The sequence below is a fragment of the Vibrio sp. F13 genome (assembly GCF_020806305.2).
Taxonomy (GTDB): Bacteria; Pseudomonadota; Gammaproteobacteria; order Enterobacterales; family Vibrionaceae; genus Vibrio; species Vibrio crassostreae_C.
The window spans coordinates 995560-1011149 of the sequence record NZ_CP170175.1 but is presented as its reverse complement, the minus strand read 5'-3'; the positions used below and the strand labels follow the sequence as shown (position 1 = coordinate 1011149).

Genomic DNA, 15590 nt, shown 5'->3' with positions numbered 1-15590 from the left:
TTTTTATATCCAAGGTTTTTATATCCAAAACTTTCTATATCCAAAACTTTTTATATTCAAAACTTTCTATATCCCAAATAAACGCACTCAGCTTATACTCCGGATTACGGCTAATTGTTGGCCGGTAAATTTAGGAAATCCAAGCCACATGAAAATTCTGCTTTTAGTAGGGTTAATTGTTTTAAATGGTCTGTTTGCCATGTCTGAGATTGCATTGGTAGCAGCAAAAAATAGTCGGCTGAAACGCTTAGCCGAAAAACACCGCTCCGCTCAGGTTGCTCTTGATCTCAAAGAAAACCCAACCCGCTTCCTCTCTACAATCCAAATCGGTATCACGGTAATCGGCCTACTCAGCGGGATTGTTGGTGAGGCGACGCTATCGGCTCCACTAGCCGTTCAACTTGAACTGTGGGGACTAGACCCAACACAAGCGAACATCTTGTCTACTGCGGTTGTGGTGGTAGGTATTACTTATTTCGCTATCGTTGTCGGTGAGTTGGTACCAAAGCGTTTTGCTCAGTCTCAAGCTGAAAACATTGCTGTGTTAGTCGCGCTGCCAATCTTCTGGTTATCTAAAATCGCGACGCCGTTTGTGTTTGCGTTGTCGGCTTCAACGGAAGGTATTCTTAAGTTGATGGGCCGAGGCGGTGAAGAAGATAGCGTTACCGAAGATGATATCCATGCACTTGTGAAAGAGGGCTCAGAATCGGGTGTGATTGAACGCGGCGAACAAGAGATGATTCGTAATATCTTGCAGCTTGATGATCGTCTTGTGAGCTCATTGATGACTCCGCGTCGAGACATCGACTTTCTGGATGTCGACCAACCCGTTGAGCAGATATTAAAGAAACTGCGTTCATCAAAACACAGTGTGTTTCCATTGTGCCAAGATCACCTCAATAAAGTGGTGGGTACAGTGTCAGCCAAAGCCTTGCTGAATCAGGCGGGCAATCTAAGCATTCAAGTGATCATGGGGCTGTCTCGCTCGCCGATCTATGTTCCAGAATCGATGAAAGCTCTGCGTCTACTTGGCTACTTTAAAGAGTCGGGCACCGAGATGGCATTCATTGTCGACGAGTATGGCGATGTTCAAGGTCTTGTGACTCATTACGATATTCTTGAGGCGATTGCTGGCGAGCTATCGAATAATCCGAACGATCTTTGGACCGAGCAAGTGGAAGACGGTTTGTTGGTGGATGGATTGATTCCTATCAGTGAACTGAAAAACCGTTTAGAGCTATCGGATTTTGAGGGCGAAAGCGAGAGCTTCCAAACGCTGAATGGCCTTGTGACATGGTTAATAGGGCGCTTACCGGATGCAGGCGAAGTTGTTCAATACCAGCAGTGGCAGTTTGAAATTATCTCTGTTGAGAACAATCGCATTGTGAGTATCAAAGCGACGCCAATAGCCGATGACATAGAAGACGCTAATAGCTAACAGTTCGACCAACCAGCAAGCGGCAATGGTTCATTGTCTGTTGTTGTCTATTACCTCTTTATTGTTCATTATCTCTAAGATTAGGTATGCTTCACCGCATACCTATTTTCGTTTTTATCCTTTGTTTCTGGAGTTCCCTTTGTCAGACCATCAATTCACCCCTCAAGATGAAATCTTCATGCGACGCGCCATCGAGGTGGCTACGCAAGCAGAGAGCGAGGGAGAGGTTCCTGTTGGTGCAGTATTAGTAAAAGATGGGGAGATTATCTCTGAAGGATGGAACCGTTCGATTGGCAGCCACGATGCTACGGCACACGCAGAAATTGAAACCTTGCGTAAAGCCGGTCAAGCCTTAGAAAACTATCGGCTACTCGATACCACTTTATACGTTACGCTAGAGCCTTGCCCAATGTGCGCAGGTGCCTTGCTACACAGCCGAGTAAAGCGCATTGTGTTTGGTGCTCCAGACTTAAAAGCAGGCGCTGCAGGTACAGTGTTGAATTTGTTTGAAAGCCAGGCCTCATACCACTATGCCGACGTTGAACATGGTTTGTTAGAGGAAGAGTGCCGTGAGCAATTACAAGCGTTTTTCAAGCGTCGTAGAAAAGAGATAAAAGAGAAGCGAAAGCAAGAACGTCTGTTGGAAGAGCAGCGTTTAGAAGCAGAGATGAAGGCTGGCAATAAGAAATAGCAGCGTACTTTCGGCACTCTCTATCGCAAGAGTGCCAAGCAAACTGACTGAGTAACTACATTTACTCAGCAATCATCTGCATGAAAGCGCGATTGCGCCAAATGATCTTCTTCTTATTATTTGAAAGCATACGCTTACGACGGTTTGCAGCAACGGTCTTATCAAGGCGTTTCGATTTCAGTTTCTTCATCATTTCAATGATTTCCTATTTGCCGTCTGACTTTTTAGTTTGGACTAACGATTTAATTATAGTGTTATTCGTTTATTTGGCCTGTCGCGCGCTTGGCTTACCCAGAAGAGCAGTTCTAGCGAAAACCCAGCACGGAAGTGCAACAGAGCGTAATTTTGATTATGGTGTGCCGTTATAAAGTTCGATTGTTACTGCAATATGACACATCGATTTTCACGGCCTTTTGTCGAGCTTATTCTTTTATGCGCAGTTATAAAAAGCACAATAAAAAAGAGCAATGCTTAATGGCATTGCTCTTTTAGTTTCTATTGCGAAGATTCTGAACTGCTTACTGTCGATTCAGCAGCGCTAATGCTTGATTCAGCACTAGAAGTCTCTAAAGGTGGGATGACAATCAAACCCTCAAGACTCTCTTCTTGTTCTTTATTACGCTTATTTACATGGCCGATGATGCTTTGGTAATAACGGCGAATGTTCTCAACGTAATTTCTAGCTTCATCACCACGCGCATACCCATATCGAGTTTGGCTGTAGTACTTCTTCTGTCTTAACAGAGGCAGTCTGTCTTTCACATCGCCCCAAGCATCGGGATCGCCACCTTGTGCCTTCGTGAGGCGACGCGCGTCCATCATGTGCCCGTAACCGACATTGTATGAAGCAAGTGCAAACCAGATCTTTTCGTGTTGAGTGATTGAATCTGGTACTCGGTTCACGATACGACGCAGGTACTCAACACCGCCTTGTACCGACTGGTTCGGGTCGAGACGGTTGGTTACCCCAACACTCTTCGCGGTGGGCAGTGTCAACATCATCATGCCACGAACACCCGTTGGTGAGCGCGCAACAGGGTTCCAGTGTGATTCTTGGTAGGCCAAAGCGGCAATCAAGCGCCAATCAAATTCTTGAGAGTACCTTTGAAATAGCGGCGACCATTTTGGCAACTTGCTGTCCAGTGCGCGGATAAAGGCACGAGTATCAACGTAGTCAAAAGTGCCGATGTGGCCGATGTATTTCTCTTCTAGTGAAGCCAGTTCACCAGACTGTTTTAGGTTACCGAAGAACTCAATCAACAGAGCATACAGGCTTTCATCTTCCGATCTATTTAGGTACCAAGAGATAGGTTGGTCTTCTGTCAGCTCAAATGCCAAGGCAACATCTGGGTACAAACGTTGCGCCAGTGATAGCTCGATAGAGTCGGCCACTGTGAATAAACGTTCGCCTGTTGATACTTCTTTGAGCAGGTCGTTGATATCAGCATTGCCGACCGCATCATAGATAAAGTCATCGTGTGTTTTCTGCAGCTGCTTTAGTGTTGGCTCAAAGTGTGAGTCTTTCACCACAACCAAAGATGGCGTTAATGTGTCAGTAGACGCCGCCTCTTCTGATTCAGTTTGTGCTTTAACAAAGTCAACCTGACGCTCATTCTCGAAATTGATCAGTTGTTCAAGGTTTCTCGGTCGCCACTGGCCTTTTTTGTATACGACCTGTTGGCTTACGTAGTAATAAGCAGGTGCGGCGCGATAAGCTCGTGTCAGTTTGTTGTTTTGCGTTAAGCCGGTCGCGATAAGATCGATTTCGCCTTTCTGCAGTGCAGGGAACAAGCCAGACAAACGGTAAGCGGGTTTAACCTCAAGCTTTACACCAAGCTCCTGCGCAAATTCACGAGCTAATTCGTAATCCAAGCCAGCAGGACCATCAGGACCGATGTAATAAGAGAGTTGGTTATTTAGGGTGCCGACACGAAGAATGCCACGATCTCGTATCTGCTCAAGGACACTTTTAGGTTCAGATTCAATCTGGCATCCCGCGAGCCCAACCAGAGCGATAACGAGCAGAATGAATTTAGACGAAAAGATGAGCGTAAATTTAGGCATCAAAATGAAATCTCGAAAAGTGGAAGCCCCTTTATACCAAACCCCGCAAGGCTGGCAAAGCAGGTTTAATTAAACAGTTGTAAAAGTGGTGATAAATGCAGCAAAAGTACCATTTACGCAGAAAGATAAAAAAAATCACGCAAACGGTTGCTTTTGGTGTTACGTCACAAAAAGAAATGCTTTATAATGCGCTCGCATTGAAGAGGTGGGATCGGCATAGGTTTTTAAACCTTCGGGAATAGCTTCGAAGAAAACAGTTAGGTTTTTCCTTTAACCCACTGAATTTATTCCAATACTACCTTAATTAACTGCATAAGAGACGTAAGCACATGAGAATTTTGCGTGGCTCCCCAGCTCTATCTGAGTTTCGTGTTAACAAGCTTTTAGAGCTTTGTCGTGAATTAAGCTTACCTGTAACAGGTATTTACGCTGAGTTTGCCCACTTTGCTGATCTAACGGCAGACCTAGATGAGTCTGAAGTTGAGAAGCTAGAAAAGCTACTGACTTACGGTCCAACGATTGAAGAGCATGAACCTGAAGGTTTACTGCTGCTTGCAACGCCACGCCCAGGCACTATCTCGCCTTGGTCTTCAAAATCAACAGATATCGCACACAACTGCGGACTGGCTAAAGTGTCACGTCTAGAGCGCGGTACTGCTTTCTACATTGAAACCTCTGCTGAACTTTCTGAACTTCAACTTGTTGAGCTGAAAGCAATCCTGCACGACCGTATGATGGAAGTGGTTTTCACTGACTTCGAATCAGCGGCGGCACTATTTACCGTTGCTGAGCCTGCTCCTTATGCGGAAGTTGACCTACTAACTGGTGGACGTAAAGCGCTTGAAAAAGCAAACGTTACCCTAGGTCTTGCACTTGCAGAAGATGAGATTGATTACCTTCTTGAAAGCTTCACTGAGAAGCTAGGTCGTAACCCGACGGACATCGAGCTAATGATGTTTGCACAAGCGAACTCAGAGCACTGTCGTCATAAGATTTTTAACGCTGATTGGACTATCGATGGCGTTAAGCAAGAAAAATCATTGTTCAAGATGATTAAGAACACCTTTGAAACGACACCAGAACATGTTCTGTCTGCTTATAAAGATAACGCAGCGGTAATGACAGGTTCTGAAGTTGGTCGTTTCTTCCCAGATCCAGAAACTCGCCAGTACAGCTACCACCAAGAAAAAACACACATCTTGATGAAAGTTGAAACGCACAACCACCCAACGGCAATCTCACCGTGGCCAGGCGCATCGACAGGTTCAGGCGGTGAAATCCGTGATGAAGGCGCAACCGGTATTGGTGGTAAGCCAAAAGCGGGTCTTGTTGCTTTCTCTGTATCTAACCTTAAGATCCCGAACTTCGTTCAACCTTGGGAAACTGACTTTGGTAAGCCAAGCCGTATCGTTACTGCTCTGGATATCATGCTTGAAGGTCCTCTTGGTGGCGCGGCATTCAACAACGAATTTGGTCGTCCAAACCTACTTGGCTACTTCCGTACTTACGAAGAGAAAGTAAACTCTCACGCAGGTGAAGAAGTGCGTGGTTACCACAAACCAATCATGTTGGCTGGTGGTCTTGGTAACATCCGTGATGAACACGTCCAGAAGAAAGAGATCCCAGTTGGTGCAAGCCTAATCGTTCTTGGTGGTCCTGCAATGAACATCGGCCTTGGTGGCGGTGCGGCATCTTCAATGGATTCTGGTTCTTCTTCTGAAGATCTAGATTTCGCTTCTGTACAACGTGAAAACCCAGAGATGGAACGTCGTTGTCAGGAAGTTATCGACCGTTGTTGGCAACTAGGTGATGCGAACCCAATCGCATTCATCCACGATGTGGGCGCGGGCGGTATCTCAAATGCACTTCCTGAGTTAGTAGACGACGGTGAGCGTGGTGGTATCTTTAATCTACGTGACGTGCCAAACGATGAGCCGGGCATGAGTCCACTTGAGATCTGGTGTAATGAATCTCAAGAGCGTTACGTTATGGCTGTTGCTGATAAAGATATGGCAACATTTGATGCAATTTGTAAGCGTGAACGTGCACCTTACGCAGTGGTTGGTAAAGCAACTGAAGAACGTGATCTGAAATTAGAAGATTCACACTTCGACAACACGCCAATCGACATGCCAATGGACATCCTATTAGGTAAAACACCTAAGATGCACCGTGACGCGAAAACGCTAAAAGCTAACAACCCTGCGATTGACCGTTCTGGCATCGAGATGAACGAAGCGGTTGACCGTGTTCTTCGCTTGCCAACAGTCGCTGAGAAAACATTCCTTATCACCATCGGTGACCGCTCGGTAACAGGCCTTGTAGCTCGTGACCAAATGGTTGGTCCATGGCAGGTTCCTGTTGCTAACTGCGCAGTAACAGCGGCAAGCTACGACTCTTACCACGGTGAGGCTATGTCTCTTGGTGAGCGTACGCCAGTGGCACTTCTAGACTTCGGCGCATCGGCTCGTCTAGCGGTTGGTGAAGCAATTACTAACATCGCAGCGACCAACATCGGCGATATCAAACACATTAAACTGTCGGCTAACTGGATGTCTCCAGCAGGTCACCCAGGTGAAGATGCAGGTCTTTACGAAGCGGTTAAAGCGGTTGGTGAAGAACTATGTCCAGCTCTGGGTCTAACTATCCCAGTGGGTAAAGACTCAATGTCGATGAAGACTAAGTGGGAAGAGAATGGCGAGCAGAAAGAAGTAACGTCTCCGCTATCTCTTGTTATCACTGCGTTTGCACGTGTTGAAGATGTTCGTAAGACGATTACTCCTCAATTGCGCACCCCTGATAACCTTGAAGGACTAGGCAACACTTCACTGGTTCTTATCGACCTAGGTAACGGCAAAAACCGTATGGGTGCAACAGCACTTGCACAGGTTTACAAGCAGCTTGGTGACAAGCCAGCAGACGTAGACAACGCAGCGCAACTAAAAGGTTTCTACGAAGGCGTTCAAGCACTTGTAGCGAACGACCAAGTTGTCGCTTACCACGATAAAGGCGATGGTGGTCTATTCGTAACGCTAGCAGAAATGGCATTCGCAGGTCACTGTGGTGTTAATGCAAACATTGAAGCGTTAGGTGAAGACACGCTAGCAGCACTGTTCAACGAAGAGCTAGGTGCAGTAATCCAAGTCCGTAACGACGACCTAGACGCAGTACTTTCTACTCTTGCAGCTAACGGTCTAGAAGCATGTTCTCATGTGATTGGCTGCGTTGTTGGTGAAGGGGAAGCATCAGATGAACTAGTGATTAAGTCTGGCGAGTCTGTAGTGATTGAACGTAACCGTACTGAACTACGTACTATCTGGGCTGAGACAACGCACAAGATGCAAGGTCTGCGTGATAACCCAGTATGTGCTGACCAAGAACATGAAGCGAAGAAAGACAACTCGGACCCAGGTCTGAACGTGAAACTGAGCTTTGACGTAAACGAAGACATCGCAGCACCGTTCATCAACACAGGTGCTAAGCCTAAGATGGCGATTCTACGTGAGCAGGGTGTTAACTCTCACGTTGAAATGGCAGCAGCATTCGACCGTGCAGGCTTCGAAGCAACTGATATTCACATGAGCGACATCCTAACAGGTCAAGCGGTACTAGAAGAATACAACGGCCTTGTGGCATGTGGTGGCTTCTCTTACGGTGATGTACTAGGTGCTGGTGAAGGTTGGGCGAAGTCGGTTTTGTTTAATGACTCTACTCGTGACCAGTTTGAAAACTTCTTCAAGCGTGAAGATACCTTCTCTCTAGGTGTGTGTAACGGTTGTCAGATGCTGTCGAATCTACGTGAACTTATCCCAGGTGCGGAGTACTGGCCACGTTTCGTTCGCAACGAATCTGAGCGCTTTGAAGCACGTTTCAGCCTCGTTGAAGTTCAGAAGTCTGATTCTGTATTCTTCAATGGCATGGAAGGTTCTCGTATGCCAATCGCAGTTTCTCACGGTGAAGGCCGCGTAGAAGTGCGTGACAACGACCACCTAAACGCGATTGAAAACTCAGGTACGGTTGCTCTACGTTACGTTGATAACAACGGTAACCAAACGCAGCAATACCCGAATAACCCGAACGGTTCGCCAAACGCTATCACTGGTTTAACAACGACGGATGGGCGTGTGACTATCATGATGCCTCACCCAGAGCGTGTATTCCGTACGGTTGCTAACTCTTGGTCTCCAGAAGGTTGGGGCGAGAATGGTGCTTGGATGCGCATGTTCCAAAACGCACGTAAGAACGTGGGTTAATTGAAAACGATTTAAACAGTGTTATCGGGACAATAACCACAAGCGCAGATCGAAAGGTCTGCGCTTTTTTTGGTGGTGAGTGTGGTGTAGGGATCACCGTATAGTGGATGTGTGTATAACAGACTTTTGGACAGAAATGAGTTTTGGAAAATCAAACATTAGCAAATGACTAATAACTTCAGGTATGACAAATAACTAAACCTGATAGAAAAACTGCCACCAAAGAGCAAAAGACAAGACCTGACCCTATTGTTTTTTGTACGCAAAAAAACAGCAGTCAGTGATAGGGTTTAATCGCCAAATAAATTCTACGCAAACTACCATTTTCATGCCGGGCTAAATGACATGGTTCAGCATGCACTCCCAAGGGCCTCAAAGGGAAGATTGAGCACCTTCTGCCCATTTGGTCAGCTTTAAATCGTCCAAAATAAGCAGCACGCAAGGCACAACAATTGACGCTAGTAACGTAGCCGAGACTAAGCCAAACGCAATACTGGCAATTAACGGGATCAGAAATTGCGCTTGCGTACTGGTTTCGGTTAACAGTGGAAGCAATCCTGCAAATGTGGTTAACGAGGTGATAAATATCGCTCTAAATCGGTCACGTACCGCCTCTCGACAAGCGTCTATCAAGCGCTCGCCTTGGGCGATATTCTTCTTAATAAAATTGACCAACAGAATGTTATCGTTAACGACGATACCCGCTAAGGTAGCAAAGCCAACCAAGCTTGGAATAGTCAAATCGAACCCCATGCCCAAGTGCCCCCATACCACACCAATCCAGCCCATAGGGATTGCCAGCAGCACAGCAATCGGTTGAGTGTAGCTTTGTAACAGGAACACTAAAATAAGATAAATCCCCACCACGCCAAGAGCAAAGAAGGTCGCCAGCGAGGAGCCCGTATCTGAGCTTTCTTTATCCTGACCTTGCGAGGTGAAGGTGATGTCTGGGAATTTGTGTTGAGTTTGCGAGACAAATTCGCTATTGAACTGCAGCATGATTTCACGCGCATTGGCAACCCGCGTATCGATATTGCCTTGCACAACCACAGTGTTCATCCCATTAATGCGGTGAATTCGCGAGAAGGCTTGTTTTCTGTCAAACGTCGCAACACTTGATAATGGAACTAGGGTTCCATTGCCTGCCGTCACCATCAAGTTATTCAACTCATACAGGCTAGCTTGGTGCGTAAACTCATCCAGTCTCACACTAATATCCACCAGCTCGCCTTGTTGGAAAACCGTCAGATCAGTACTGCCTTTTACCGCGCTGCGCAGCGTTTGAGCAATGTTGGAAGCATTAACTCCCATCACGCCAGCTTCATCTTTAAGGTTAACGTGAAATTCGGTTCTGCCCTCACGCAGATCGGTGGAGAGGTTATAGACACCGTCAAATCCCTTCAACCATTTCACCAGCGAGCGGCTGACTTGATTGAGCTCTTGTAACGACTCACCCTGAACCCGAATATCAATGCCATTGCCAGCAATGCCCCGTTCTTTATCGGTAAACTTGAGTGAAACCACATCCGCCGTAGGGCCTACTTTTTGTTTCCAATCTTGGATCAGATCTTTAATGCTCTGCTGCCTAAATTGCGCTGGCAATAGATCGGCACTGACGGTTGCCATATGCGGCCCCGACTCATTAGCATCAGCATTTGAGTTGAACATGATCGTGGTGCTCGCGACCAAAGGTTTTGAGCTTGGGTATTTCTCTGCGTATTCTTGGTTGAGTTCATCAAGCGCGTTTGAAACCTTCTCCACCACCGCCTCTGTCTGGCTCAGTAAACTGCCTTGAGGGAGCAAGATACGCGCCTGCAGCACATCACTTTCCAAGGCAGGCATGGCTTTGAATTTCAGCCAACCTGACGAAATGGAAGCGGTTGAAATCATCACCACCATCACCAATATCCCTACTGAAAGATAAGGTGCATTCATCGCCTTGACACTCACTGGCACAAAGAATCTGTCTCTGATGTTTTCAAAACCGGCAATGAACTTTTCCCGTATAGGATTAGAGCGAGATTCAGTATGGCTATGTGCCAAATGAGACGGCAAGATCAAGAAAGCTTCTATCAGACTAACAAGCAAGGTAATCAATAACACGATGGGAATATAGCGTAGTACTTCGCCCATCTTGCCTGTGAGAAACATCAGCGGCCCTATCACCATGATGGTGGTAGCAAACGATGCAATCACACCTGGGAAGACTTGTTTGGTACCTTCAACTGCAGCGTCAAACGCGGGTAGCCCTTGTTGCCTCTTGGCAGCGATGTTTTCTGCAATGATCAACGAGTCGTCCATTAGCAGACCAATCGCGACAATCAGCCCGACCAGCGTCATCATATTCAGGGTATAACCGAGAAGTTGTATCGCAAAAATGGCGCCAAGGAATGAAACCGGCAGCCCCATGGTGACCCAAAAGCTAAAGCGAATATTAAAAAACGCCCACAACATCAAAAATGCCAGTGCTAATCCCTGTGCGCCATTGCTGGTGAGGATTCTCAGACGCTCAATAATATTGGTGCTGGAATCTTGGGTGATGGTTAAAGCGACGCCTTCAGGGGCTCTCGCCTGTTCTTTTTCAACGATGCTGACGATCGCATCTTTGACCGTTAAGGTATCTTGAAATTGCGTTTTGGACACCTGAAGCAAAGCGGCACGCTGACCATTGAACAGGATTTGATTTTCATCGCTAGTGAACTTCTGCTGAATAACGGCAACATCACCGAGGCGAACCTGAGTCCCCGTCTCACTGGATTTAATCACGATATTTTCGAAGTCTCTGACGTTGCTGCCTAAGTGGTCGAAGCGGACGCTGATCTCTTCCAAGTCATTACTAAATACGCCAGCAGGAGTGCTGATACTTTGCTGTTGTACTAGATTGGACAAGTCGGACACACTCAGGCCGTACTGCTGCAACTTCCACTGCGATACGCGAATTTCTATTTCTTGATCCGCAAAACCGCTCACGGTCACCTGAGCGATCAATGGGCTCTCTTTTAACTTGTGCTTAATTTGTTGGGCATAGAGATATAAGTCCCTATCTGACATATTGCCGGTAATCGCGACACTGGCCACCGTTGCCACTCGGTCCAGTTTCGACACCGTGATCTGCTCAACTCGATCCGGAAAATCACTGATGGCGTTAACCTGCTGTTGAATATCGCTGGTTAAAGTGTCAATGTCTTCATCATCGCCGATTTCCACATTGGCGATGACCAAACTCTCTCGGGCATCACAGCTTAACTCTTTAATTCCACTCAGCTTATCGAGAGAATCTTCCAACGGGTAACACACTTCTTCCATCATCTCAAAAGGTGACGCGCCCGGATAAACGATCCGAACCTCAATATTTTTGGTCGGCGTCAACGGAAAAGTGTCTTTCTGCAGTTTGGGCAAGGCAAAAGCCCCTAACAGCAGTACCGCCATCATCAGGACATTGGCGCCAGTGGTGTGCCGAGCAAAAAAAGCGATCATAATTTGCCCTCTTTCTGAATCGCGTTTAGGGCTTTAAATCCGCTCTGCGTATCCAACCAAAGGCCGATTTTCTCATCCGGTTGCGGTTGTAAAGCCATCCCCTCAACGGCGGGTGAAAGTTTACTTAGCACAACCACATCACCGAATTCCACGCCAGATTTGATCACCGCAACCTGCCCTTGGACGAAATCTATCCTGACAGGTTTGCTTTTCAGTTTACCTTCAGAGACAGTGTAAACTTTACCATCATGGATGGCGTTTATCGGTAGCAAGACTTGTTGCTCCATCATTGGTGCTTTAATCGTGACTTTAACGAAAGTCCCACGAATAAGTGGTGGCTTCTCCCCGGGAATGGCTTGCTGATAGGGCTGATTTACTTGTGCAACCAGGCTTTGGCTTTGAGTCTGAGCATCGATTTCACCGCCGGAGCGGCTGATCTCGGCAGGCCAAGTAATTACTTTATCGCCTGCTTGGAGCTCGACTGTCGCGCTCAAGTTGCTATGAACATCTTCGTCAAGCGAGTCAAAGCGATTGGAATTTCTTAGCGGACGCATTTTACCAAGCGGAAACTGCGCGCGAACCTCAACGGCATCGATGTCATCCGCTTTGAGCAGCAATTCCCCCTTGTTGACATACTCGGCGAGTCCAACCAAGGTTTCGACAATGCGAATATCAAATGGGGCTTTAATTACGGTTTGTTCGAGATCTCGGTTTGCAAGTGCTAGTTCCGTTTGCAAAACCTTTTGCTGCGCTTGATTAATTGCCAGTTGGTTTTTCTGTGTCTGGAGCTGTTGCTGGCTGCTGAGCAAGTCTTTGGTCGCGCGGTCTTTCTCTGTTTTGGAGATATGCCCGGTTTCACTCAATTTGATTGAGCGGGCATATTCTGACTGTTGTACCTCAAACTCTTTCTCTGCAATCTTGAGCGAATCGATAATGGTCTGATTCGTTAGCATTAGCACTTCAAGCTCAGCTTGCAAACGGGCAATAGTAAGTTGATAAGCGGTGGGGTCAATTCTAAGGAGTTCGCTGTCTTTGCGGATAATAGCGCCCGTTTTGTATTGCTCAGAAACCCACACAACCGCGCCGTCAAGTTCAGACTGTGCCTGCCAGTCTTGAACAGACTCGGTATGTCCATATCCGATGGCAGAAGGTTGGATATTTCGCGGCTCGACTTTCAACACCCGAACCACCTTTTTAGCAGCCGTATTACTCGCATTAGGCGGTTCAGCCTTCATCCCTGGTGCGATCACCAATAACGCGATGCCCAACAAAACAGGAGGAACAAACAGAGCCCTTTGTAACCAGCTATACCTAGTCATAGCGATTCCCTTACTATATATTAGCTTTTCCTTAAGCAAAAGGTAGCACACCAACATAAGCGGATTTGCTTCCTTGATCTCAAAATAAGTCAGGCCTCACAAATGGAGGCCTGATTGAATTGAGCTACTGATTGTTTTTGCCTTTGCCCATGGTATTTTTGGGGTTCACCATGCCTTGATGAGCATTAAACTCTTGTTGAGAGATAGCGCGATCCGCGTTGCTATCTAACGAAGCAAAACTGTGGCTTTGATTGATATTTTTCAACGTACGTCCCTCTTCTGCTCGCTGGGCAATACGTTCTGAGCGTGCTTGATTGAACTCGGCTTCGGTTATCTTGCCATCACCATCGAGATCAAACTGTGAAAATACTGGGCGTGACATATTGTTATTCATGCCTTTATTCATTCCACCAGCCATTGCTCCGAAGGCAATAACGATACCGAGTAACGCGATTATCGTGCTTTTGATTTTCATGACGTTTTCCTTCTCTTTGTTTCACTACTTAAGAATATACTAATGTAAGTAAGATAACGTCATGTGATGTAAAGGTATGTAAAGATGGCTAAGTAGATATCGATTTATGTTCTTATCGGTTTGTAAGCGCAGCGCAACAGAAATTATGAAACTTCTGCCGCTAGTACTCTGGTAAGAGTACAGGCATAGCTATGTCCAAATGGTTTTCAAATTATCCCAAACTTTCAGCCACCGAAACCGAAACCGAAAAGCCAATGATATAAAATCCCTAGTTTCGAAAAATATGGCGATTTTTAGACATTCAGAGTGTTTTCGAACTTTTGCCCAGCAGTTTGCCTTGCAAATATCCAACAGACAAGGGATTACTTTTAGTAGGGCAAATACATGTTAACATTCTGTTAACTCTGACTGGTAATGGGGCAATAATGATTCCCAGAACATACAAAAAAGCCGCTGGATTGAACCCCAGCGGCTTATTATTTTCTAGCATCTAGCATCTAGCATCTAGCATCTAGCATCTAGCATCTAGCATCTAGTGCTTAGATTAGTTGTTGCTGTGCAGCTCGCTGTTTAGCTCAACCGCAGACTTGTTCGCTAGGCACTCGATTTGGCCTGTGATTGAGTTGCGACGGAACAGAAGATCAGACACGCCAGCAAGATCGCGAGCTTTAATGATTTCTACTTCATTGCCTTCTTTATCTAGCATGCGAACCTTAGTACCCGCAGTCACGTAAAGACCAGACTCAACCGTACAACGGTCGCCCATAGGGAAGCCAAGACCAGCGTTTGCGCCTAGTAGGCAGTTTTCGCCGATAGAGATAACCATCGTACCGCCACCAGACAGAGTACCCATGATAGAAGCGCCGCCGCCGATGTCTGAACCGTTACCTACAACAACACCCGCAGAGATACGACCTTCAACCATGCTCACGCCAGTTGTACCAGCATTGAAGTTGATGAAACCTTCGTGCATTACTGTTGTGCCTTCGCCTACGTGTGCGCCAAGACGAACACGAGAAGTGTCAGCAATACGAATACCTGTTGGTACTACGTAGTCCACCATTTTAGGGAACTTGTCTACGCAATCTACAGACAGAGCACGACCTGCAAGGCGAGCTTCGATTTGACGCTCAGCCAGCTCAGGTAGGTCGATAGGGCCTTCGTTTGTCCATGCGATGTTGTGCAGTAGACCGAAGATGCCGTCCAGTACCGTACCGTGTGGTTGTACTAGGCGGTTAGAGATAAGTTGTAGCTTTAGGAAGCCTTCAGCAACTGATGCTGGCTTCTCGTCAGTAGCAAGAACAACAAGAACAAGTGGCTGTTCAGACGCTGCAGCTTTTTCTGCGAAAGATGCGTTAGCTGCATCATCGTTTGCTGCGAATGCTTTCGCCAGTTCTGCGCTTTGTGCAGCAGAGATTTCGATAGCTTGGTTGCCTTCAGCGTAACCTGACACTTCAGCTACAGCTGCTACAAGAGCGTCGCTTGGGTTTAGAAGCGGGTTAGGGAAGAACGCTTCAATGATTTTATTGTCGCGATTTTTGGTTGCCGTACCGAAGGCTAGTGAAAAATAAGCCATGTTGAATCTCCATGTGTTGAGTCTTGATTTTGCTATTCCAAAACAACGGCTCGAATAACAAGCGCTGCCGTTAGCAAAGTTAATTTAATTGCGTTCATCATAAAGAGAGCGCCCTCGTTATGAAAGGGCGTATCGGGATAAAGTCTGTAAAATGATATTGCTTGTCTTTTGAGAGATAGTTTTCATTATCCGGATATTATACCTCGCTCTTAAATATGGGCGTTCTTACTTAAGTAGCGCGGTGCCATTTCATTTCCATGCCTGACACTTATCTTTAGTCCATCCTCTTGTTAGCCG

The 15590-nt window shown here is 46.5% G+C and carries 8 protein-coding genes and 1 pseudogene; 3 read left to right on the top strand and 6 right to left on the bottom strand.

Going from position 1 to position 15590, the window contains the following annotated elements; all coding sequences use genetic code 11:
- The first annotated feature begins 148 nt into the window (after window positions 1-148).
- Both LMH68_RS04635 and tadA read left to right on the top strand, forming a co-directional pair.
- Window positions 149-1438 (top strand): hemolysin family protein, encoded by a 1290-nt coding sequence (locus LMH68_RS04635; protein ID WP_017067641.1) that lies wholly within the window; start codon window positions 149-151, stop codon window positions 1436-1438.
- 86 nt (window positions 1439-1524) lie between these two features.
- Window positions 1525-2129: pseudogene (tadA, locus tag LMH68_RS04630) on the top strand (tRNA adenosine(34) deaminase TadA).
- Between the two features lie 61 nt (window positions 2130-2190).
- Here tadA and LMH68_RS04625 read toward each other — a convergent pair.
- Together LMH68_RS04625 and mltF are read right to left on the bottom strand one after the other, a co-directional pair.
- Entirely contained in the window at window positions 2191-2322 is a 132-nt protein-coding gene (locus LMH68_RS04625) for a hypothetical protein (protein WP_017059878.1), read from the bottom strand.
- Window positions 2323-2624: 302 nt separating this feature from the next.
- Window positions 2625-4193: a membrane-bound lytic murein transglycosylase MltF gene (gene mltF / locus LMH68_RS04620; RefSeq protein WP_229647789.1), complete on the bottom strand. Its 1569-nt coding sequence runs from the start codon at window positions 4191-4193 to the stop codon at window positions 2625-2627.
- A gap of 329 nt (window positions 4194-4522) precedes the next feature.
- Here mltF and purL point away from each other — a divergent pair, with 329 nt between their 5' ends.
- Complete coding sequence (gene purL, locus LMH68_RS04615; RefSeq protein ID WP_229647790.1) at window positions 4523-8446, top strand: phosphoribosylformylglycinamidine synthase; 3924 nt, start codon at window positions 4523-4525, stop codon at window positions 8444-8446.
- A gap of 372 nt (window positions 8447-8818) precedes the next feature.
- On the opposite strand, the gene LMH68_RS04610 is transcribed toward purL, so the two are convergent.
- The 4 genes from LMH68_RS04610 to dapD form a co-directional block, all read right to left on the bottom strand.
- On the bottom strand, window positions 8819-11923 hold the full coding sequence (locus LMH68_RS04610; protein WP_229647791.1) for an efflux RND transporter permease subunit: 3105 nt from the start codon (window positions 11921-11923) through the stop codon (window positions 8819-8821).
- Window positions 11920-13242, bottom strand: a complete 1323-nt coding sequence (locus LMH68_RS04605) for an efflux RND transporter periplasmic adaptor subunit (protein WP_032545691.1) — start codon at window positions 13240-13242, stop codon at window positions 11920-11922. Before LMH68_RS04605 ends, LMH68_RS04610 begins: the two co-directional genes overlap by 4 nt.
- A gap of 124 nt (window positions 13243-13366) precedes the next feature.
- Window positions 13367-13717, bottom strand: coding sequence for an EF-hand domain-containing protein (locus LMH68_RS04600; protein WP_017059884.1), 351 nt, complete (start codon window positions 13715-13717; stop codon window positions 13367-13369).
- Window positions 13718-14261: 544 nt separating this feature from the next.
- A complete protein-coding gene (gene dapD, locus LMH68_RS04595; RefSeq protein WP_017059885.1) occupies window positions 14262-15293 on the bottom strand; it encodes a 2,3,4,5-tetrahydropyridine-2,6-dicarboxylate N-succinyltransferase in 1032 nt (343 codons plus the stop codon).
- Between the last annotated feature and the right edge of the window lie 297 nt (window positions 15294-15590).